Below are 19,323 nucleotides of genomic sequence, written 5' to 3' on the forward strand. Positions count from 1 at the left end.
ACCAGTCTTGAAAAAATTGAATAGATATGAGCAAAAAGGATTGTATTGTATAACAAAGAGCGCTTTAGTTTAAGAAGGAAATAAAATTGGACCAACTTATTAGACATAACTAATATGTGTGGTCCTTTTATTATCATGATCAACTGCTTCAGCTCTTTTTCATACTAATTTTTCAAGCAATAGGTAGCTTGGTTGCGTCAATCAAAGCACGGATATGTTCATAATTACCGGCTTCCATTAGCTCTATAATTTTAGTACCCACAATAACGCCATCACAATACTTGAGAATTTCTTCTACATGTTCTGGTGTGGAGATGCCAAATCCGGCTAAGACGGGTAGAGGACTTACACTTTTTATTTTCTTTAAATGACTTGATAGATGAGTAGCAAATTGTGCCCTCGTACCAGTTATACCATTGACGGTGACAGCATAGACGAAACCTTTACCTCGTTTTGTAATTTCCTCCATTCGCTCGATTGGACTTTGTAATGTCACTAAGCGAATCAATTCGATTTTTACTTCATCTAGATAAGCAGTGATGATTTCTTCTTCTTCTATAGGTAAATCAGGAATAATCAAACCATCGATACCCGATGTTTGAATATCTCTTGAGAAGCGCTCCAGCCCATAAGCTAATAATGGGTTCATATACGTCATAAAGATTAATGGAATATGGATAATTGGTCGTATTTCTCTTATACAATCAACAATTTCTTGTAAAGTAACACCCGTATTTAAAGCTCTTATACCAGCCTCTTGAATAACGGGACCATCAGCTACTGGATCAGAAAATGGGATTCCTATCTCAATGGCAGTTGCTCCTGCTTCTTGTAAAAACACTAACTTTTCTTTTAAAGAGGCTAAACCACCGTCCCCAGCCATCACATAAGGTACAAATGCTTTTCTTCCTTCTACTTTCATTGTTTTGAACACTTTTTCGATGCGGTTCATGCTTTTACTCCCCCTATTTTCGATCTAACAGCCTCCATATCTTTATCTCCTCTCCCAGAAAGACAAACAACGATATGCTCGGTTGGCTCCATTTCTTTTGCAAGTTTTAGCGCATAACTAATGGCATGTGCACTTTCTAATGCCGGGATAATTCCTTCAGTTTTCGAAAGCACTTGTAACGCTTCCAGTGCTTCATCATCGGTTATGGCGTCATATTTCACTCGTTCAATATCATGTAAATAGCAATGTTCAGGGCCAATTCCCGGATAATCCAGACCCGCTGATATCGAATGGGCTTCCTGTATTTGACCATCTTGATTTTGCAGGAGATACATATAAGCACCGTGAAGAATACCAGGTTTCCCTTTCGCTAATGAAGCTGCATGCTTTTCACTATGAAGACCTAAACCTGCAGATTCTACGCCATATAGTCTGACTTCACGATCTTCTAAAAACGGATAAAACATGCCAATTGCATTACTCCCTCCGCCGATACATGCAACTACAGCTTCAGGAAGCTTAGCTTCTTTCTTCATAAATTGTAATTTCGTTTCCTGTCCAATCACACTCTGAAAATCTCTAACAATTTTAGGAAAGGGATGTGGTCCCATTGCAGAGCCCAATATATAATGTGTATCTTCTACATTTGACACCCAATATCTTAATGCTTCATTAACAGCATCTTTTAAAGTTGCACTTCCAGACTTGACACTGATAACCTTTGCCCCGAGTATTTCCATTCGAAACACATTTAATTGCTGACGTAATATATCTTCTTCTCCCATAAAAATGACACATTCTAAATTAAGAAGAGCACAAGCGGTAGCAGTTGCTACCCCATGCTGACCAGCTCCTGTTTCTGCAACAACTTTTGATTTCCCCATTCTTTTAGTCAATAAAGCTTGACCAAGGGAGTTATTTATTTTATGAGCACCAGTATGATTTAAATCTTCACGCTTGAGATAGATTTTTCCACCCCCAGCGTATTTTGTCAAATTTTTCGCATAATAGAGTGGTGTTTCTCTTCCAACATAATCTCTTAATAAATCATTTAGCTCATTTTGAAATGAAGGATCAACTTTTGCCTTTTCATATTCCTTTTCTAATTCTATGATGGCCTGCATAAGTGTTTCTGGTACATATCTTCCTCCATACATGCCAAAATGTCCTTTTTCATCAGGTAGAGTTGTTGTCGTCATTTTTATTCCTCCTCTTAATTTGCTGCTTCTATAAATCTTTTTATTTTACTTGGACTTTTCTTTCCATCTATTTCAACACCAGAACTCACATCAACCATATAGGGAGCACATTGCGAAATGGCGGCTTTCACATTTTCTGCTGTTAAACCACCCGCAAGTATCATTCTTGGGTGTTTACTCTCTATTTCTTGGAGCAACGCCCAATCAAAACTCGTTCCATTCCCCCCATGATATTTTCCTCTTGGACTATCAACAAGAATGTAAGAATCACCGTATTCACAGATGAGGTTGATATCATTTTCACTTTTCATTTCTATCGCTTTAATTACCTCATAACCACGAGATGCGATTTTTTTGCAATAGGCCTTCGATTCATCACCATGTAATTGCACATGTGTTAGCCCTACTTCTTTTGCAATGGAAAGAAGTGATTCTATTGGCTCATCAACAAAGACTCCGACCTTCCATACATTTGAAGGCAAACCCTTTATAATCTCCTTCGCCTTCTCGGAAGAAATCCTACGTTTACTTACTGCAAAAACAAACCCGAGTGCATCAGCACCATAGACTATTGCTTGTTGAGCAATTTCCTCACTAACAATTCCACAAATTTTCACTTTCATTTTGATCCACCAGCCAAATTCTCTGTCTTTTTCATTTGCCTCATTAATAATTCTAGATTTTCAGATGTCATCAATGCTTCACCAACTAAAATACCGTCTGCCCCCGCATGAATTACTCTTGCTACATCTTCCCCTGTTTTTAACCCACTCTCACTAATTAAGAATGCTCCTGATTCTTTTATAAGTGGAGCGAGCGATTCCGTTACCTCAAGATCTACATCGAATGTATGAAGGTTACGATTATTCACACCAATGATTTCTGCACCTAATTCAATTGCTCTCTCTGCTTCAGCTTTATTGTGTACTTCAACCAAAACCTCAAGACCTTCATTGATTGCATAATGATAGAGTTTGTATAATTCCTCTTTCGTTAATGCTGCTACAATCAATAAAATAACTGTTGCCCCATGATTTTTGGCATAAACGATTTGCCTTTCATCGATAATAAAGTCTTTACATAATAAAGGGAGTGATACTGCGTCAAAAACAGTCGTTAAATCTGTAAAGGTCCCTTTAAAAAAAGGAGTATCTGTCAAAACAGACATCGCATGAGCACCAAAGCGCTCATATAAACAAGCTTGTTCGTTAGGTTGTAACTGATTATTTATGACTCCTTTAGACGGTGAGGCTCGTTTAAATTCAGCGATAATCACAGGTTTACTTTTTTCTAATTGTTTTAATAAAGAACGTGCCGTTCCATCCCTTTGACTATTTTCGGAATAGGATAAATTTGATAACGTTCGTCTTTTTTCTGAAATGATACGGTCTAAGATTGTCATCGTCTATATCACCTTTTCTGTAGATTGAACACTTAATGCTTTAAGTTGCTCTAACTTTTCCATTGCAGCGCCTGAATCAATGATTTCTAAAGCAAGTTGCACACCTTCCTTAATCGATTCAGTTCTACCACCAACAAAAATACCGATCCCGGCATTAAGCGCAACGGTTTCGCGATACGCCCCTTTTTCTCCGTCTAAGACCCGAAGTAAAATATCTGCATTTTCTTTTGCATAACCACCACGAATTTTTTCATTCGTATATACATGTAAACCCACTTCTTCAGGATGTAGTAATGTCGTTTGAATGTTTCCGTCTTTTAAAATAGCTAAATAGTTTTCTCCCTGTAAAGAAGCTTCATCCATATAACCTGCACCATTGATAACGACAGCTCTTTTTCGTCCTAGCTTTTGAAGGACTTCAGCAAACATTTCGACAGCCTCTCTTTTATAAATACCTAATAATTGATTTTCAAGATTCATTGGATTAATCAGCGGACCTAATAAGTTAAATGTTGTCGGAATTCTTAAATCTTGTCTTACTTTCATAATTCTCTTGATTTGCGGATGAACATTTGGTGCATATAAAAATGCGATGCCAATCTTTTCTAATATTCCCGTAATTTGTTGCGGGGACAAATCAAGACGAATCCCTAAATGTTCCAAGACATCCGCACTGCCCGTTTTACTTGATACGCTCCTATTTCCATGTTTGGCTACAGGAATACCACTGGCAGCTATCACAAAAGCAGAAGTAGTACTAATATTAAAGCTTTTTGAACCATCTCCTCCTGTACCACAATTATCCATTAAATGCGGAATAGATGTATCAAAGGTTAGCGCATGAGCTCTTAATGTTTTAACAAATGTAGCGATTTCATTAACCGTCTCCCCCTTCGCTTTTAAGCTAACAAGAAAGGCAGCAATTTCGCTATCCGTAATATCAGGTGAGAACAGATATTGCACAGCTTCCATCATTTCTTCTTCCGTTAATGAAATGCTATTGGTTAATTGCAGTAGTATTTCTTTCATTTTTCTCTCTCCTTTTTGTGTTTTCAATAAAATGTCTCAACATTTTTTGTCCTTGTAATGTACCAATGGATTCAGGATGAAATTGAAATCCATATAAATCAAATGTTTCATGTTTGATGGCCATTATTTCGCCATCCTCTAGTGAACGGGCTAAAATGTTGAAGTATCCTGGAAGGCTACCTGATTTGATGACTAATGAATGATATCTCATCACTACCAGCGGTTGGCTCATATATTGAAAAACGTCCCCACCTGTATGCATCATATTTGAGGTTTTTCCATGCATAATTTTCTTCGCTTCAGTGATTTCAGCTCCGAATGCATATCCAATGGCTTGGTGGCCTAAACAAACACCTAAAATGGGGTATTCTTGATATAGTTGTTGAATCAATTCCACACAGATACCTGCGTTTTCAGGGCGCCCAGGTCCAGGTGACAAAATGATATGAGTTGGATGTAGTGCACGTATTTCATCGACAGTGATTTGGTTATTTCGTTTCACTACGACTGTTTGCCCTAGTTCTCCTATATATTGATACAAGTTATAAGTAAAAGAATCATAATTATCAATTAATAAAATCATTTGTTTGCCTCCAGAAACGCCTTTAATTTATGAATCGTTTCTTCATATTCTTTTTTAGGAATCGAATCATAAACAATTCCTGCGCCAGCCTGAATATATGCGTTCCCATCTTTTGCTACCATTGTTCGAATAGCAAGAGCAAAATCCATATTACCGTTTGCCGATAAATAACCGATGGCACCGGAATAAATCCCCCTCTTTGTTTCTTCTAGTTCATTAATAATTTCCATTGCTCTTATTTTAGGTGCACCTGATACTGTTCCAGCTGGCAAGCATGAAATAAGTGCATCAATATTTGTAAATTCATCCTTTAACTGGCCCTCTACTTCAGAAACAAGATGCATCACATGTTTATATTTTTCAATATTCATATATTTCCGAATAGTAATCGTCCCAAAATCACATACTCTTCCTAAATCATTTCTCCCAAGATCAAGAAGCATCCGATGCTCTGCCACCTCTTTTTCATCTTGCTTGAGCTCTTTCGCTAACACATCATCTTCTAAATTGCTTCTTCCTCTCGGTCTTGTGCCAGCTATGGGGTTGGTCATGACCTTTTGCTGACTCACCTTCACTAAACTCTCTGGAGAAGCCCCCGCTACTTTGTAATCACCAAAGTCCAAGTAATACATATATGGTGAAGGGTTATCAATTCTGAGTTTGCGGTAAAAATCAAAAGGATCGCCACTTATTTCTGCTTGTAACCGGTGGGATAGTACGACTTGAAAAATATCTCCCGCCTTTATATATTCTTTCGCTTTTTCTACCTTTGATATAAAGGCATCTTCGCTCATTAATGCTCTATATTGACTAATTCTCGCTTTTTCACTCGTCGTTTGTTTGTTTGAAAATAGCTCTTCCCTACGCTTTCTTAATTTTTCTTCAAGTTGCCTTTTATTTGAGACGATAGGTACGCCTACTAAAAATAATTTTTGCTTTAAATGGTCAAAAACAATGATCACTTCAAAGAACATGAAATGTACTTCTGGAATCTGCAAATCATCCTGTAATTCACAGCCAATTTCTTCATATTGCCTAATTACATCATAACCAGCAAATCCTACGGCACCACCAATAAACGGAAATTGTTGAGAGTGCGGAATGCTGATTTTTTTCAATTGTTGTTTGACTACTTCTAACGGTTTATCTTTTACTTCTTCTGTTTCATTTTCTGAAACGATCATCGTTGTTCCTGCACTTCCTAATACTTCTATAACAGGATTGCAGCCAATAAAAGAAAATCGACCGGCGTCTTCATGTTTTAATGAGCTTTCAAACAAAAATTTCTTTTTACCTGATAGTTTTTGATAAATAGCGATTGGTGTTAATAAATCGCCATCAATCACTTCTAAAATAACCTGGGTTTTTACAGTCCGATTCATGTTTCCACTTCTCCTTATCAATGAGCCATATACATTGCAAACAATCATTTTAAACGCAAAAAATCCCCTATACCATAAAAGCTCAATCGCTTTAGGTATAGAGGACGTATCTATATAGATGCGTGGTGCCACCTCAAATTTAGAATGACCATATTGTACATTCCCTTTTTCGAGTACAGATATCATAATCGATACTCTATCCTTGTAACGGCGGAATCCCGTGTCCCTTACTTCCATTTTCAGGGTACCTCTCACAAGTCCATTCCATTTATCAATCACACCGGATTCCCACCACCACCGGCTCTCTTAAGTGATTAATGATAAATATACTACTCTTGATCAACGATTTTTTTATGAAATTAAAACGAAAAAGGGCCTCTCTCCTTATAAAAAGGACGAGAGACCCGTGGTGCCACCTTTATTAGCTGTAAATTACAACTCACTTAACAAATACGAAAAACAATTTCGTATTCGTCTCTTTTAACGATGAGACATTCGCCAGAGCCTACTAGTTATAAAAGGTTCGGTCTGGAAGCTCGGAAGTCCATTCGCTTATATCGCCCACTGATTTTCACCAACCATCAGCTCTCTATAACGAGCATATATAAGTTACTACTCTTCGTCATTGCTTACGTCTTTATTTGTTACATATGATATGCCTGATTCTTTTAATTGTCAATAGGTTCCGTTAATTTTTTAAATCTTTTTTCTAATATTTCTGTCCATTCTTGTGATAATCCTGGTACTTTTAACAATTTTTCCATTGCTGCGATATCTTTTGGTTTATGTAATATCGTATCAGTCGCATCCCATACAGACAGTTCCGATTGCTTTCTTTCAACTAATTGAATTTCTGACTGAAGATTAATCGTCCCCTCTTTTAACACACGGAAAAAATAACCTGTATGATTCGACTGGAAAACTGTTTTTAATAATTGATCTTCACCGTTAAATTTTGAAATGGTTGAACAAGGCACTCTACCTTGTGTCACTTCAACAATCGTTTCACCAATTGCAAATACATCACCAATATATATATCCTTCTCAGTCATATTTATTGCACTAATATTTTCACCAAAAGAAGGAAGCATAAAAGTACGGTTAAATACCTTTTGCCATTTTTCATAATGTTCGTATGGATATAGACATAATGCCCTGTCTTTCCCACCATGAAAGTCTGTATTAGCTACACCATCTCCTGCAATCGCTTCCTTTTTTAAAAAGAGTTCTTTTACAGGTGTTTTACCGATAGCAGATGTTTCTCGCTTTTCTTTCCATTGATAATCTCTAGGTTTACCTTTACTTAAAGATACGATTCTCAATTTACAGCCCCCCTTTATCTCCCTTTTATTTTAACTTTTTTTACTATTTTTAACTAGCTAAGAAAAAACAAAAATTGTAGCCATATTTTCTTTCCATTTCGTTCATATTAATAAATAGTGTTTGAAGGTAAAAACAATTTGAAAGTGAGTTAATCATGGACCATATTGAACAAGCCATACCAAAAAAGACCCATAAGAATAAAAAACAAAATAAAAAGAATAATCAAAAGTGGGCTATTCTATCCATTTCTTCCATCCCGCTCGTCATGACCCTTGGAAATTCTATGCTTATACCTGTCTTACCTGTTATGGAAAAAAAGCTTGCGATTAGTTCTTTTCAAGTAAGTATGATTATCACCATTTATTCCATTGTCGCGATCTTTCTCATCCCGATTGCCGGGTATCTTTCTGATCATATTGGAAGAAAAAAAGTCATTATTCCGAGTCTGTTGATTGCAGGAATTGGTGGAATCGTTTCTGGTTGGGCTGCATGGAAGTTGGAAAATCCCTATACGGTCATTTTGATTGGAAGAGCCCTTCAAGGAGTAGGAGCAGCCGGTGCTCAACCAATAGTTATGCCATTAGTTGGTGATATGTTTAAAAATGAAGATGATGTAAGCAGTTCGTTAGGTTTAATAGAGACCTCTAATACTTTTGGGAAAGTATTAAGTCCCATTTTAGGGGCATTGCTTGCTGGAGTTATTTGGTTTTTACCGTTCTTTTCTATCCCTGTCTTTTGTTTATGCTCCATTATTTTAATGCTCTTTCTTGTAAAAACTCCCAATAAGCGGGAAGAGCCTATTCCTTTTAAGCAGTTTTTTCAGCGTATAAAGGATATCTTTACGAAAAAAGGAAAATGGTTATATGCCATTTTTATTATTGGCGCTATCCTTATGCTTGTTCTATTCGGGATATTATTTTATTTATCGGATTTGTTAGAGAAAAGTTATCATATAAAAAATGTAAAAAAAGGACTGTTACTTGCCTTACCTTTATGTTCACTCTGTGCATCCTCCTATATTACAGGAAAATTAATTAAACAAAACAAAGTATTGATGAAGTGGATGATATTTATTAGTTGTTTAGGAGCGACGATAACTGTAGCTTTATTAAGCTTAAATGACCAACTCTGGTTCATGATTTTGATGTTTCTTTTATGTGGGATTGGTATCGGAGTCGCTTTGCCATGTTTGGATGCAATGATTACTGAAGGCATTGAAAAAGAGGAAAGGGGGACGATTTCTTCTATTTATAGCTCTATGCGTTTTATTGGTGTCGCAGCAGGACCACCTATTACGGCATTATTGTTAAAGCATACAGAAAATTGGATGTTCTATATCTTTAGTCTCATTTTACTTATCGCTGCATTAGCAACCATCTTTGCAATTAAACCAAAATCCTAAGTAACATAGAAGATAAACCCGTGACAACTGAACACTCATATGATATGATTTTATTATATATTCCGTATAAAAATGACCACAAGTGTTGCAGCACCTGTGGTCATCTGCAATAGGTTCGTCCTAAAAGGGGACGGCCAAATAAGTTTGACGTAGACCTCACCCTTAAAGTTTAAAGGCTCAAGGGAGGTCTATTTTTTATGATTAAAGGCTAAAACTGCCATAATCAGTGTCGTAAATGAAATCATCAACATTAGCGATTCAAATACTGTCAAAAGGCCTCACCCCCTTTCTGCGGGGTTAGCCGACCACCCTTGTGAACACTATCGCTCTTCCATTATAACATATTTCCAAAAAAATATAAGAACACATGTTCTATTTATAAAAATTGAGCCTATCAACCTATTCTACTTTAGGTCTCCTTTTGATGGTTCCTAGCAGTAAAGCAGCAAAAAGACTGCCTACAGCAATTGCTAACAAAAAAGAAAGAGAAGAACCGAACACAAAAGGTGTGACTAATACACCTCCATGAGGAATGGCAATGCCTGTATGTGTTGCCATCGACAACGCTCCCGCAGTAGCAGAACCGAGGAGAATTGGAGGTATATAAGCCTTCTTATTCCGCTCGACAAAAGGAATCGCTCCTTCAGTCATAAACAAAAAGCCTTTTACATAATTCGTCCGATAATATAAACGCTCATTTTTAGAGAACTTCCAATAAAAAATACTCGTCGCAAAGGCAATGGCAAGTGGGGGAACCATCCCACCAACCATAATAGCAGCTAATGGTTCGTAAACACCATTTAACATAAATCCAATTCCTACCAAATAAGTCATTTTATTTATAGGGCCACCTAGATCAATAGCCATTAATAGCCCAAACACCGCACCAACCAAAATAGATACTGGCGTAGTCATCGTTTGGAATAACGTTGTAATGGATTGCGTTAACCAAGTTAATGGCTGCAATAATACAAACATCGCCAATAAGGTCAGCAAAATGCCAATGACAGGATAGATGATAATATTCGACATCGCTGTAATTGAAGATGGTAAATAATTCGCCCATTTCTTTAAACGATTAATAACGAAACCACCGATTATACCTGCACTTATCCCTCCAATCAAGCCAGAACCATTCATTGCAGCGAATAAACCACCTATTGCTCCAGGCGCAAATCCTGGCCGGTCACTAATGCTCTTACCAATATATCCAGAAAATATAGGCATTAATAGAACAATGATTGTTTGATCACCGAAAATAGAGAGAATCTCCCAAAATTGATGCCGAAAATCTGAACTAAAAATCGTTAACGACAATAAAAAACCGGCTGCAATAGCAAGGGGGAGCATATTAGATAACCCATTCATCACATGTTGATAAAGCTCTCTTGACCAAGTTTTACTATTTTTACTCACATGATTATGGTCATATATATCACAATCTTGCGAAACAGCTTTTTCTAATAACTGAAAAGGTTTACTCATCCCTTCAGCAACAGAGGCTTGCACCATATGTTTACCACTAAATCGTTCCAAATCTACTTTTGTGTCGGCTGCAATAATAACGGCAGTTGCTTTTTCTATTTCATCTTTAGTAATTTGTTGCTTAACCCCAGCAGCTCCATTTGTCTCTACCTTTAGAGGAATATGCAAAGTGTTGGCAGCTGACTCAAGGGCATGCGCTGCCATATAAGTATGGGCAATTCCTGTTGGGCAACCTGTAACTGCTAAAATAAATGGCGTCTCTTCATTCGTTTCATAAGTTTCATTTCTCGTATCATCTTTATCTAATTCACTAATAATCGAGAGTAAATCACTCTTTGACTCGGCCGTCATTAGTTTAAAATGTGTTTCTTTGTTCATTAGGATTGTTGATAATTTAGCTAATATATTCAAATGAAGTTCATCGGCATTTTCCGGAACAGCAATAAGGAAGATAAGATGAGCTTTTTTTCCATCTAAAGAGTTAAACTCTATCCCATCATGACTCCTTGCTAAAGCAATGCCAACATTTGTGACTGCCCTAGATTTTGCATGTGGGATCGCAACGCCATTACCGATACCTGTCGTACTTTGCGCTTCTCTTTTAAGCACATCAGCTAGGAAAAGGCCTTTTTCCTTTATACCACCATCATTGTATAGCTGATCGACTAGCGCAGTAATCGCTTCTACTTTTGTCACTTCTTCAAGTGAGAGAAGAATTGTTTCTTCACTTAATAAATCAGTAATATTCAATACCTCTCTCCTTTCCACTATCTAAACGGCTTTTTATCTTTCAATCATACAAAAAATAATAATAAAATCAATCATTTTTTCTAGTAAATGATAATTGCTGAAATTGTTCATGTATGCTAGAATCAAAATAACAATATATAGTTAAAATCAACTTCACTAATCACTATATATTGTATTTTGTAAGATTATCCTCATCCATAGTCTCATTTTCCGTTTCTTTATAAGAAACGGCTTTTTTCTTTTTATCTTCTTCTTATTGATTACATAATGACCTAACGATTGGAAATAAATGATACTTCCAGTATATCTAAAGTTCCTGTATAACTATAGATGTTTACGTATGCATTTCTTACTGTTTTTATGACTATTCTGTGACCTTTATCATCAAATAAAGAAATCATTATTTTTAAAATAGTTAAATAAAATAACTAAATATAGCAGGTTACATGTTACAATATGAATATGCGATATATTACATAAAAATATAGAGGAGCTTCAATTATGGTAAAGCCATCTAGTGAAACAATCATCTTTTATATTGCAGGAAGTATTTTCACTGTATTATCAATTTGTGGAATTACTTTTTTATTAACGGAATGCTATCAATCCCAAACCCTCAATGGTGCAGAATTATGGATTATCATACTCGTTAGTTTTGCAGTAACCGCTTTATGTGATTTAGAGTTAGAGCTTGAAAAACAAAGTGACACGTATGAATAACTGTCTAATAGGCAGAGGCAATCGTTTTGATCACTGGAATGGCTTTTCTTGTTTGCAAATGAAACATTACAAAAACCTTTTCACTTGTCGCTATGATTTTTTGATTTCTAGATGTCATTTGTTGAAATATGACAAAACTCGTATGACCAACTCTCGTTAAAGTTGTCGTAATCTCTAACCGTTCTCCCACTAATGCCTCTGTTATATATTCACTCTCTACTTTCTTTATCACGCAACCAATATGTCTTGATTGTAAATATTGAACAGAGAGACCAAGTGCTAAAAACCACTCATCAATACCACACTCGAAGTAATCAAAATATTTCAAATAATTCATATGACCAAGTTCATCTATATCACTCTCACGAACAACAATACTTGTTTTAATTTCCTTCAATTTAAGCGAGTCCTCCTTTAAAGGTAATGAAATGACCTAGGTGACATCATATTTAATCACTCTGTTTTTGTAAGCTATTTCTTCGCTATTCACCTCGAAATAGTATTGGTAAATTGGCAAAAGAAATGTAACCGCCATTCCTTTCACCAATAGAAACCTTAATGATTTAATGCCTTTCTTTTATTAGCAAATTCAATATACGTATTTAATATTTCTGGATTAGCCATGGAGCCAACATTAATAACTTTCTCTGGTTGATGACCTAATAAAATCCTTTTAATTGGTACTTCCATCTTCTTACCAGTCAATGTTCTCGGTACTTGCTGAACAGCAATAATTTCATTCGGAACAAAGCGTGGTGAAACTTGTTCCCGAATCACATTTTTAATATGTGAAATCAGTACATCATCCAGTAATTGTTCTCTCTTTAACACTACAAATAAAGCCATATATGAATCTTTCCCTAGACTTTCTAAATCAACTACTAAGCTATCGCTCACAATCTCGATATTTTCGACTGCTCGATAAATTTCACTAGTACCTAAGCGAACGCCTTGTTTATTAATGGTTGAGTCTGACCTGCCAAAGATAATGGATCTCCCTTTTTCATCAAACTGAATCCAGTCTCCATGCCGCCAAATTCCCGGAAAAGTACTAAAATAACTTTCTTTATAGCGTTTATCACCGGCATCATTCCAAAAATAAATAGGCATCGATGGCATTGGATTAAGAATCACTAATTCCCCTACCTCATTAAGTACTGGCTTTCCATCATCATTAAAAGCTTGGGCGTTTACTCCTAAAGCCTTTGTTTGAATTTCGCCGGCACGAACAGGCAAAACTGGCGACCCTCCAATAAAAGCTGTGCATACATCTGTACCTCCACTTACAGAGGCTAACCATACATCCTGTTTAACCTCGTTATATACCCATTTAAAACCATCTATACTGAGGGGAGAACCTGTGGAACAAATAGCTTTTAAATGGGGGAATGCATACTTTTCGCTCGGCTTCATTCCTAATTTTAAACTTGCCTGTATAAAAGCAGCACTCGTGCCAAAGAAACTTACTTTCGTTTTTTCGGCTAATTCCCATAAAACATCGGGTTTCGGGTACATTGGGCTACCATCATATAAAACAATCTTTCCACCTGTTAAAAGGCCACCGACAAGTAAATTCCACATCATCCAACCCGTTGTCGTAAACCAAAAAAATACATCTTCGTCTGTAACTCCTTCTTCAATCACTAATACTTTTAAATGTTCAACTACGATCCCTCCTTGACTTTGTACTATCGGTTTAGGAAGTCCTGTCGTTCCAGATGAAAATAAAATCCATAATGGATGATTAAAAGGCACTGGCTCGAAAACAAGTTCGCTTTTTCTTTTCATTACTTCCTGCCAGTCGATGGTTTGCTGCTGATTTAACCGTTTATGGTCACTATCTATGCTCTTAAACAGCACGGTTCGTTTCAAAGTTGGTAGCGCCTTTTGTAAGTGAGCCACTTGTTCCACTCGGTCTGATGTTTTGCCATTATATACATAACCGTCCACTGCAATGAGTACAGTCGGTTCAATCTGTTTGAACCTTTCCACAACACTTTCCATTCCGAAATCAGGTGAACAACAAGACCATACCGCTCCAATACTCGCACATGCTAAAAAGGCAATAATAGTCTCAGGAATATTAGGCATATAGCAAACGATGCGATCTCCTTTTTTTACACCTGTCTCTTTTAAATAATCTGCCAGTGAAGCCGTTTTTTCTCTCAACTCTTTCCAGGATATTTCCTTTATATCTACGATTTCTGATTGGAAAATAAGCGCTGTTTCATCCCCTTTATCATTTCTGAACACATGCTCGGCATAATTCAATGAGGAACCTTCAAACCATCTCGCCCCCGGCATTTTACGAGATTGTAAGACATGTGAGTATGGCGTATATGAAATGATTTGACAATATTCCCATACATACCCCCAGAATAATTCTAATTCATCAACTGACCATTTCCATAAATGGTGGACATCATTTATTTCGAGTTTCTTTTCGTTTCGGATCCATTGAAGAAATTTTGTTACCCCTGCTTTTTCTATCTCTTTTTCGCTTGGTTGCCATAAAAGTTGACCTTTTGAAACCGTTTCCATTTTCTTAGCCCCCATCCTTCTTTTTATTAAACGGACGACAGTAAATCTATAAAGAAATTAATATCTATTTTATATATATTACCAAAAAAACCTATATTATCATACTATTTATTATATTCAGGTAATAAGAGTAACAATTACGATATTTTATATAAAATGATTCCTTCTGTTTAGGTTCCTGTCTTTCCCCTCTGACTTCAAAAATTTTATTAAATTCTAACATTTATCTTTTTTCTAGAGATAATCTTTGACAAGTTGAATAAAATGATGTAAATTACGTAATGGGCGAACAATTAATATGTTAACCCAATATAATATTCGTATTTAGAGGTGCTAGCTATGGAAAACGTATTTGATTATGAAGACATTCAATTAATTCCTGCTAAATGTATTGTGACTAGTCGTTCTGAGTGTGATACGGCTGTAACACTCGGAAAACATAAATTCAAACTCCCCGTTGTCCCTGCAAATATGCAAACAATTATCGATGAAAAAATTGCTACTTATCTTGCTGAAAACGGTTATTTTTATGTCATGCACCGCTTCCAACCTGAGACGCGCAAAAACTTTATTAGAAATATGCATGCGCGTGAACTTATTGCTTCTATTAGTGTTGGTGTAAAGGAAGAAGAATATGGATTTATTGAAGAATTAGCTCATGAAAAAATTGTACCTGATTATATTACAATCGATATTGCTCATGGCCATTCCAATGCAGTCATTCAAATGATTCAACATATTAAATTACATTTGCCTGATGCTTTTGTTATTGCTGGTAATGTAGGTACACCTGAAGCTGTCCGTGAATTAGAGAATGCCGGTGCAGACGCAACAAAAGTAGGCATTGGACCAGGAAAAGTTTGTATCACAAAGATTAAAACAGGTTTTGGTACTGGTGGCTGGCAATTAGCTGCACTTCGTTGGTGCGCAAAAGCAGCAAGCAAACCTATTATTGCTGATGGTGGGATTAGAACACATGGAGATATTGCAAAGTCTATCCGTTTTGGCGCATCAATGGTCATGATCGGTTCATTGTTTGCCGGTCATGAAGAATCACCTGGTGAAACAATTGAAAAAGATGGTAAGCTTTTCAAAGAATATTTCGGTTCAGCATCTGAATTCCAAAAAGGCGAACGTAAAAATGTTGAAGGCAAAAAAATGTACGTTGAGCATAAAGGTTCTCTTGTGGATACATTAAAAGAAATGGAACAAGATTTACAATCTTCTATTTCTTATGCTGGTGGAAATAAGCTTGAGAGTATTCGTAATGTAGATTATGTAGTAGTTAAAAACTCAATCTTTAATGGTGATAAAGTTTATTAAACAGTACGATTGCGCTAAGAAAATTATTTATTTCATCCTGCCAAAGATTTGAATCAATGGCAGGATGAGTACGTTTATTTTGAAGTGAAAACAGGTTTTCTTTTCTCCATAAAGGCCTGTGTTCCTTCCTTTTTATCCGCTGTTGCAAATAAGACCGCTTGTGCTAATTTCTCAATTATTTGTCCTGTTTTTTGATCGGTTTCTGCCCCATATTGTACGGCCACTTTAGCTAGCCTCACCGCTAATGGACCTTTAGCTAAAATTTGCTCTGCTATCTCTTCTACTTTACCCTTCAAACAATGCAATGGAACAACTTCTGTTACTAAGCCATGTGTCATCGCTTCCTCAGCAGAAAGAAATTTTCCTAATAGAATCATTTCTAACGCCTTTCCTTTTCCAACCATTCGCGATAATCTTTGCGTTCCACCTGCACCTGGGATAATTGACAAATTCAACTCAGGCAAACCAATCTTGGCATGATCAGCCATCACTCGTATATCACATGCTAATGCCAGTTCACATCCTCCACCAAGGGCAAGACCATTTATCATGGCAATTGTCGGCATGTCATACGCTTCAATTTCATCATAAATTTCTTGCATACTACCTGATGCAAAAACATCTAACATTTCTTTCTCATTTAGTTGGGTAATGTCTGCACCTGCCGCAAATGCCTTCTCTCCTTCTCCTGTAAATACGACAAGCTGGGACACTCCATCATGTTTAATTTCTACGAGAGCATCTCTTATTTCGCTAAGCGTTTCTTTACTTAATCTATTTCTTACTTCTGGTAAGTTAATATATATATAGGCGAGCTGACCTTCTTTTTTTACAATAATATTTTCATACATCAGATTTCCTCCTTCTTATTTTTGAAGGTTTTCAATCAACATAGCCATTCCTTGACCACCACCGACACAGAGAGAGGCAATGCCAAATCTCCCCTTCTCTTTTGCTAGTGCATGCATTAAAGTAACGACAATTCTCGATCCAGTTGATCCAAGCGGATGTCCGAGAGCAATTGCTCCGCCATTAATATTTACTCGTTCAGGTGGTAGCATCAACTCTCTTTGTACAGCAATGGCTTGAGAAGCGAACGCTTCATTTATTTCAAATAAATCTATGTCTCTGATATGAAGCTTTGTTCTTGCCAATAGCTTTTGTATAGCCGGAACCGGTCCAATCCCCATGACTTCAGGTGAAACACCGACAGATGTCCAATCATGAATGATTGCTTTTGCTGATAATCCCCTTTTATCAGCTTCTTGTGCTGTCATAAGCAAGAGTGCTGAGGCGCCATCATTTCTTCCACATGCATTTCCCGCAGTTACGCTACCACCTTCTTTAAATACCGGCTTTAAGCTAGCAAGCTTTTCTCGTTTTGTCTCCGGTCTTGGATGTTCGTCTTGAGCGAAAGTGATTTGTTCTCTTTTGTTTTGTATTGTTAGTGGGATGATTTCTTGTTGAAATGCATTCCTTTCTAGCGCCTTTTTATACTTTTGCTGACTTTCATAGGCAAACTGGTCTTGATCTTCTCTTGCAATATTGTAGCGCTCAGCAACATTCTCTGCTGTCATCCCCATCCCTAAATGAGCGCCATAAATTTCTGGCGGTTGTTGACCATTCTCTTTATTGGCATCCACTAGTATCGTTTGGTCACCGCCAAACCGTGCGCCTCTAATAAAAATGGGGGAATTACTCATACTTTCCGTACCACCTGCGATAACAACATTTGCCTGTTTGGAGTAAATTTGTTGCATACCTGAAGCGATGGCCTGCATGCCTGATGCACATAATCGATTCACTGTAAAAGCGGGAGAGGTTTCTGGAATGCCCGCTCTTAAAGCGGCTACTCTTGCCACGTTGGATGATTGCGAGGACTGTCGCACTTCTCCTAAAATGACTTCTTCTACAGTCGATGGGCTCATATTGACACGTTTAAGCAATCCAGTTATGATATCGGAGGCTAAGTAGCTAGAAGATATATTTCGCAATGTTCCTCCATACCTTCCAATCGCTGTTCTTACGCCATCTGCAATGACGATTTTATTTGAGTCCATTTTCTTCCCCCTAGTTATATTCTTTATTTAATTGAGCAGCAATGATATTTTTTTGGATTTCTGATGTTCCTTCATAAATCCTCGTAATTCTCGCATCACGATAAAACCGTTCAATAGGAAAATCTGAAATGTATCCAATCCCACCATGTACTTGTACGGCTTTATCAGCTACACGGTTATATACCTCTGAGCCGAATAATTTAATCATTGCAGCTTCCTTGATTACTTTCTTGCCTTCATCAACCATCGTAGCTACTCGGTACGTAAAAGAGCGTAATGCTTCGATATCGACAGCCATTTCCGCTAACATATGAGCAACGGCCTGATGCTCAATAATTGGCACATTGAACTGCACTCGTTCTTTTGCATACATCATTGAAAGATCTAATAATTTTTGAGCAGAACCTAAGTTTCTGGCCGCCAATCCTGCACGACCGTTTGCAAGAATCGTTAATGCATTCACATACCCTCTTCCTTCTTCACCAAGGACATTTTCTACTGGGACTTCACAGTCTTCCATAATTATTTCTGCTGAATGTGAACCGCGCAGGCCCATTTTATGTTCTATCGCTCCGACTTGAAAACCAGGAAAACTTTTTTCTACAATAAAAGAAGTAATCCCTTTTGCACCTTTAGATGGATCGGTGACAGCCATAACCGTAAAGACATCCGCTTGCGGTGCGTTTGTAATATAGTGCTTTAACCCATTTAAAATATATTTATCGCCTTTACGTACGGCCGTCGTTTTTAAATTAGTGGCATTCGAGCCAGCCTGTGGCTCTGTTAATGCGAAGGCACCTATCTTCTTTCCTGTTGCCATATCAGGTAAGTACTTCTGTTTTTGATATTCATTTCCCATTTCCACAATGCCAACTGATCCGATACCCGTATGTCCACCAATCAAAGTGGTGAATCCATTATGCGTGGCCCCAATTTCTTCATACAATGCACATTTGCCTACCATCCCAATGCCTAACCCACCATACTCTTCTGGAATACTTAAACCAAATAAACCTAGCTCTTTTGCCATTTCTACAATTTTATCTGGGATGTAATCCTCTTTTTCGATTTGCATCGCAACCGCTTCCACTTCATTTTGCACAAACTCTCTCACACCTTTTTTCAACACTTCAATATCTTCACTTACTGTATAACTCATATCAACTACCTCC

Annotated in this window: 18 protein-coding genes and 2 other annotated features; of the genes, 3 read left to right on the forward strand and 15 right to left on the reverse strand. The window is 37.1% G+C overall.

Features of this window, described 5'->3' with window-relative positions:
* Positions 1 to 172: 172 nt before the first annotated feature.
* The 8 genes from trpA to MHH73_RS13005 form a co-directional block, all read right to left on the reverse strand.
* Complete coding sequence (trpA, locus tag MHH73_RS12970; RefSeq protein ID WP_191817273.1) at positions 173 to 952, reverse strand: tryptophan synthase subunit alpha; 780 nt, start codon at positions 950 to 952, stop codon at positions 173 to 175.
* Positions 949 to 2,151, reverse strand: coding sequence for a tryptophan synthase subunit beta (gene trpB / locus MHH73_RS12975; RefSeq protein WP_191817274.1), 1,203 nt, complete (start codon positions 2,149 to 2,151; stop codon positions 949 to 951). Before trpB ends, trpA begins: the two co-directional genes overlap by 4 nt.
* A gap of 14 nt (positions 2,152 to 2,165) precedes the next feature.
* A complete protein-coding gene (locus tag MHH73_RS12980; RefSeq protein WP_191817275.1) occupies positions 2,166 to 2,774 on the reverse strand; it encodes a phosphoribosylanthranilate isomerase in 609 nt (202 codons plus the stop codon).
* Positions 2,771 to 3,553: an indole-3-glycerol phosphate synthase TrpC gene (trpC, locus tag MHH73_RS12985; RefSeq protein WP_191817276.1), complete on the reverse strand. Its 783-nt coding sequence runs from the start codon at positions 3,551 to 3,553 to the stop codon at positions 2,771 to 2,773. Before trpC ends, MHH73_RS12980 begins: the two co-directional genes overlap by 4 nt.
* Before the next feature lie 3 nt (positions 3,554 to 3,556).
* Positions 3,557 to 4,582: an anthranilate phosphoribosyltransferase gene (gene trpD / locus MHH73_RS12990; protein WP_191817277.1), complete on the reverse strand. Its 1,026-nt coding sequence runs from the start codon at positions 4,580 to 4,582 to the stop codon at positions 3,557 to 3,559.
* Positions 4,551 to 5,165 (reverse strand): anthranilate synthase component II, encoded by a 615-nt coding sequence (locus MHH73_RS12995; RefSeq protein WP_341067321.1) that lies wholly within the window; start codon positions 5,163 to 5,165, stop codon positions 4,551 to 4,553. The genes trpD and MHH73_RS12995 overlap by 32 nt, the downstream gene beginning before the upstream one ends.
* A complete protein-coding gene (gene trpE, locus MHH73_RS13000; protein WP_191817279.1) occupies positions 5,162 to 6,547 on the reverse strand; it encodes an anthranilate synthase component I in 1,386 nt (461 codons plus the stop codon). The genes MHH73_RS12995 and trpE overlap by 4 nt, the downstream gene beginning before the upstream one ends.
* 97 nt (positions 6,548 to 6,644) lie before the next feature.
* Positions 6,645 to 6,899: a binding site (T-box leader), on the reverse strand.
* 36 nt (positions 6,900 to 6,935) lie between these two features.
* Positions 6,936 to 7,182: a binding site (T-box leader), on the reverse strand.
* A gap of 33 nt (positions 7,183 to 7,215) precedes the next feature.
* Positions 7,216 to 7,869, reverse strand: a complete 654-nt coding sequence (locus MHH73_RS13005) for an MOSC domain-containing protein (RefSeq protein ID WP_191817280.1) — start codon at positions 7,867 to 7,869, stop codon at positions 7,216 to 7,218.
* 155 nt (positions 7,870 to 8,024) lie between these two features.
* On the opposite strand from MHH73_RS13005, the gene MHH73_RS13010 reads away from it, so the two are divergent.
* Positions 8,025 to 9,272: an MFS transporter gene (locus MHH73_RS13010; RefSeq protein WP_191817281.1), complete on the forward strand. Its 1,248-nt coding sequence runs from the start codon at positions 8,025 to 8,027 to the stop codon at positions 9,270 to 9,272.
* Between the two features lie 188 nt (positions 9,273 to 9,460).
* On the opposite strand, the gene MHH73_RS22475 is transcribed toward MHH73_RS13010, so the two are convergent.
* Together MHH73_RS22475 and MHH73_RS13015 are read right to left on the reverse strand one after the other, a co-directional pair.
* Positions 9,461 to 9,544: a putative holin-like toxin gene (locus MHH73_RS22475; RefSeq protein ID WP_224938507.1), complete on the reverse strand. Its 84-nt coding sequence runs from the start codon at positions 9,542 to 9,544 to the stop codon at positions 9,461 to 9,463.
* A gap of 127 nt (positions 9,545 to 9,671) precedes the next feature.
* Positions 9,672 to 11,507, reverse strand: coding sequence for a PTS fructose transporter subunit IIABC (locus tag MHH73_RS13015; protein ID WP_191817282.1), 1,836 nt, complete (start codon positions 11,505 to 11,507; stop codon positions 9,672 to 9,674).
* A gap of 501 nt (positions 11,508 to 12,008) precedes the next feature.
* Between MHH73_RS13015 and MHH73_RS13020 the strand changes: the two genes are divergently transcribed.
* Positions 12,009 to 12,227, forward strand: coding sequence for a hypothetical protein (locus tag MHH73_RS13020; protein WP_191817283.1), 219 nt, complete (start codon positions 12,009 to 12,011; stop codon positions 12,225 to 12,227).
* A gap of 4 nt (positions 12,228 to 12,231) precedes the next feature.
* Here MHH73_RS13020 and MHH73_RS13025 read toward each other — a convergent pair whose 3' ends face one another.
* Positions 12,232 to 12,624, reverse strand: coding sequence for an acyl-CoA thioesterase (locus MHH73_RS13025; protein WP_191817284.1), 393 nt, complete (start codon positions 12,622 to 12,624; stop codon positions 12,232 to 12,234).
* Between the two features lie 158 nt (positions 12,625 to 12,782).
* Positions 12,783 to 14,768, reverse strand: a complete 1,986-nt coding sequence (locus MHH73_RS13030) for an acetoacetate--CoA ligase (RefSeq protein WP_191817285.1) — start codon at positions 14,766 to 14,768, stop codon at positions 12,783 to 12,785.
* Positions 14,769 to 15,107: 339 nt separating this feature from the next.
* Between MHH73_RS13030 and guaC the strand changes: the two genes are divergently transcribed.
* Positions 15,108 to 16,091: a GMP reductase gene (gene guaC, locus MHH73_RS13035; protein WP_191811289.1), complete on the forward strand. Its 984-nt coding sequence runs from the start codon at positions 15,108 to 15,110 to the stop codon at positions 16,089 to 16,091.
* A gap of 74 nt (positions 16,092 to 16,165) precedes the next feature.
* Here guaC and MHH73_RS13040 read toward each other — a convergent pair whose 3' ends face one another.
* From MHH73_RS13040 to MHH73_RS13050, 3 genes are read right to left on the reverse strand one after another with little or no spacing between them, the layout of a single operon-like run.
* Positions 16,166 to 16,942, reverse strand: coding sequence for an enoyl-CoA hydratase/isomerase family protein (locus MHH73_RS13040; RefSeq protein ID WP_191811287.1), 777 nt, complete (start codon positions 16,940 to 16,942; stop codon positions 16,166 to 16,168).
* Positions 16,943 to 16,957: 15 nt separating this feature from the next.
* Positions 16,958 to 18,151, reverse strand: a complete 1,194-nt coding sequence (locus tag MHH73_RS13045) for a thiolase family protein (RefSeq protein WP_191811285.1) — start codon at positions 18,149 to 18,151, stop codon at positions 16,958 to 16,960.
* A 10-nt stretch (positions 18,152 to 18,161) separates the two neighbouring features.
* A complete protein-coding gene (locus MHH73_RS13050; protein ID WP_191811283.1) occupies positions 18,162 to 19,310 on the reverse strand; it encodes an acyl-CoA dehydrogenase family protein in 1,149 nt (382 codons plus the stop codon).
* Positions 19,311 to 19,323 lie beyond the last annotated feature (13 nt).

Origin of the sequence: Cytobacillus sp. FSL K6-0265 (assembly GCF_038003465.1) — a bacterium.
In the GTDB taxonomy this organism is placed as follows: Bacteria; Bacillota; Bacilli; order Bacillales; family Cytobacillaceae; genus Cytobacillus; species Cytobacillus stercorigallinarum.

Excerpts from the sequence above, each read along its gene's own strand:
- trpA (WP_191817273.1), bottom strand. The coding sequence starts at position 952 with ATGAACCGCATCGAAAAAGTGTTCAAAACAATGAAAGTAGAAGGAAGA.
- trpB (WP_191817274.1), bottom strand. The coding sequence starts at position 2,151 with ATGACGACAACAACTCTACCTGATGAAAAAGGACATTTTGGCATGTAT.
- MHH73_RS12980 (WP_191817275.1), bottom strand. The coding sequence starts at position 2,774 with ATGAAAGTGAAAATTTGTGGAATTGTTAGTGAGGAAATTGCTCAACAA.
- trpC (WP_191817276.1), bottom strand. The coding sequence starts at position 3,553 with ATGACAATCTTAGACCGTATCATTTCAGAAAAAAGACGAACGTTATCA.
- trpD (WP_191817277.1), bottom strand. The coding sequence starts at position 4,582 with ATGAAAGAAATACTACTGCAATTAACCAATAGCATTTCATTAACGGAA.
- MHH73_RS12995 (WP_341067321.1), bottom strand. The coding sequence starts at position 5,165 with ATGATTTTATTAATTGATAATTATGATTCTTTTACTTATAACTTGTAT.
- trpE (WP_191817279.1), bottom strand. The coding sequence starts at position 6,547 with ATGAATCGGACTGTAAAAACCCAGGTTATTTTAGAAGTGATTGATGGC.
- MHH73_RS13010 (WP_191817281.1), top strand. The coding sequence starts at position 8,025 with ATGGACCATATTGAACAAGCCATACCAAAAAAGACCCATAAGAATAAA.
- MHH73_RS13020 (WP_191817283.1), top strand. The coding sequence starts at position 12,009 with ATGGTAAAGCCATCTAGTGAAACAATCATCTTTTATATTGCAGGAAGT.
- MHH73_RS13030 (WP_191817285.1), bottom strand. The coding sequence starts at position 14,768 with ATGGAAACGGTTTCAAAAGGTCAACTTTTATGGCAACCAAGCGAAAAA.
- guaC (WP_191811289.1), top strand. The coding sequence starts at position 15,108 with ATGGAAAACGTATTTGATTATGAAGACATTCAATTAATTCCTGCTAAA.
- MHH73_RS13040 (WP_191811287.1), bottom strand. The coding sequence starts at position 16,942 with ATGTATGAAAATATTATTGTAAAAAAAGAAGGTCAGCTCGCCTATATA.
- MHH73_RS13045 (WP_191811285.1), bottom strand. The coding sequence starts at position 18,151 with ATGGACTCAAATAAAATCGTCATTGCAGATGGCGTAAGAACAGCGATT.
- MHH73_RS13050 (WP_191811283.1), bottom strand. The coding sequence starts at position 19,310 with ATGAGTTATACAGTAAGTGAAGATATTGAAGTGTTGAAAAAAGGTGTG.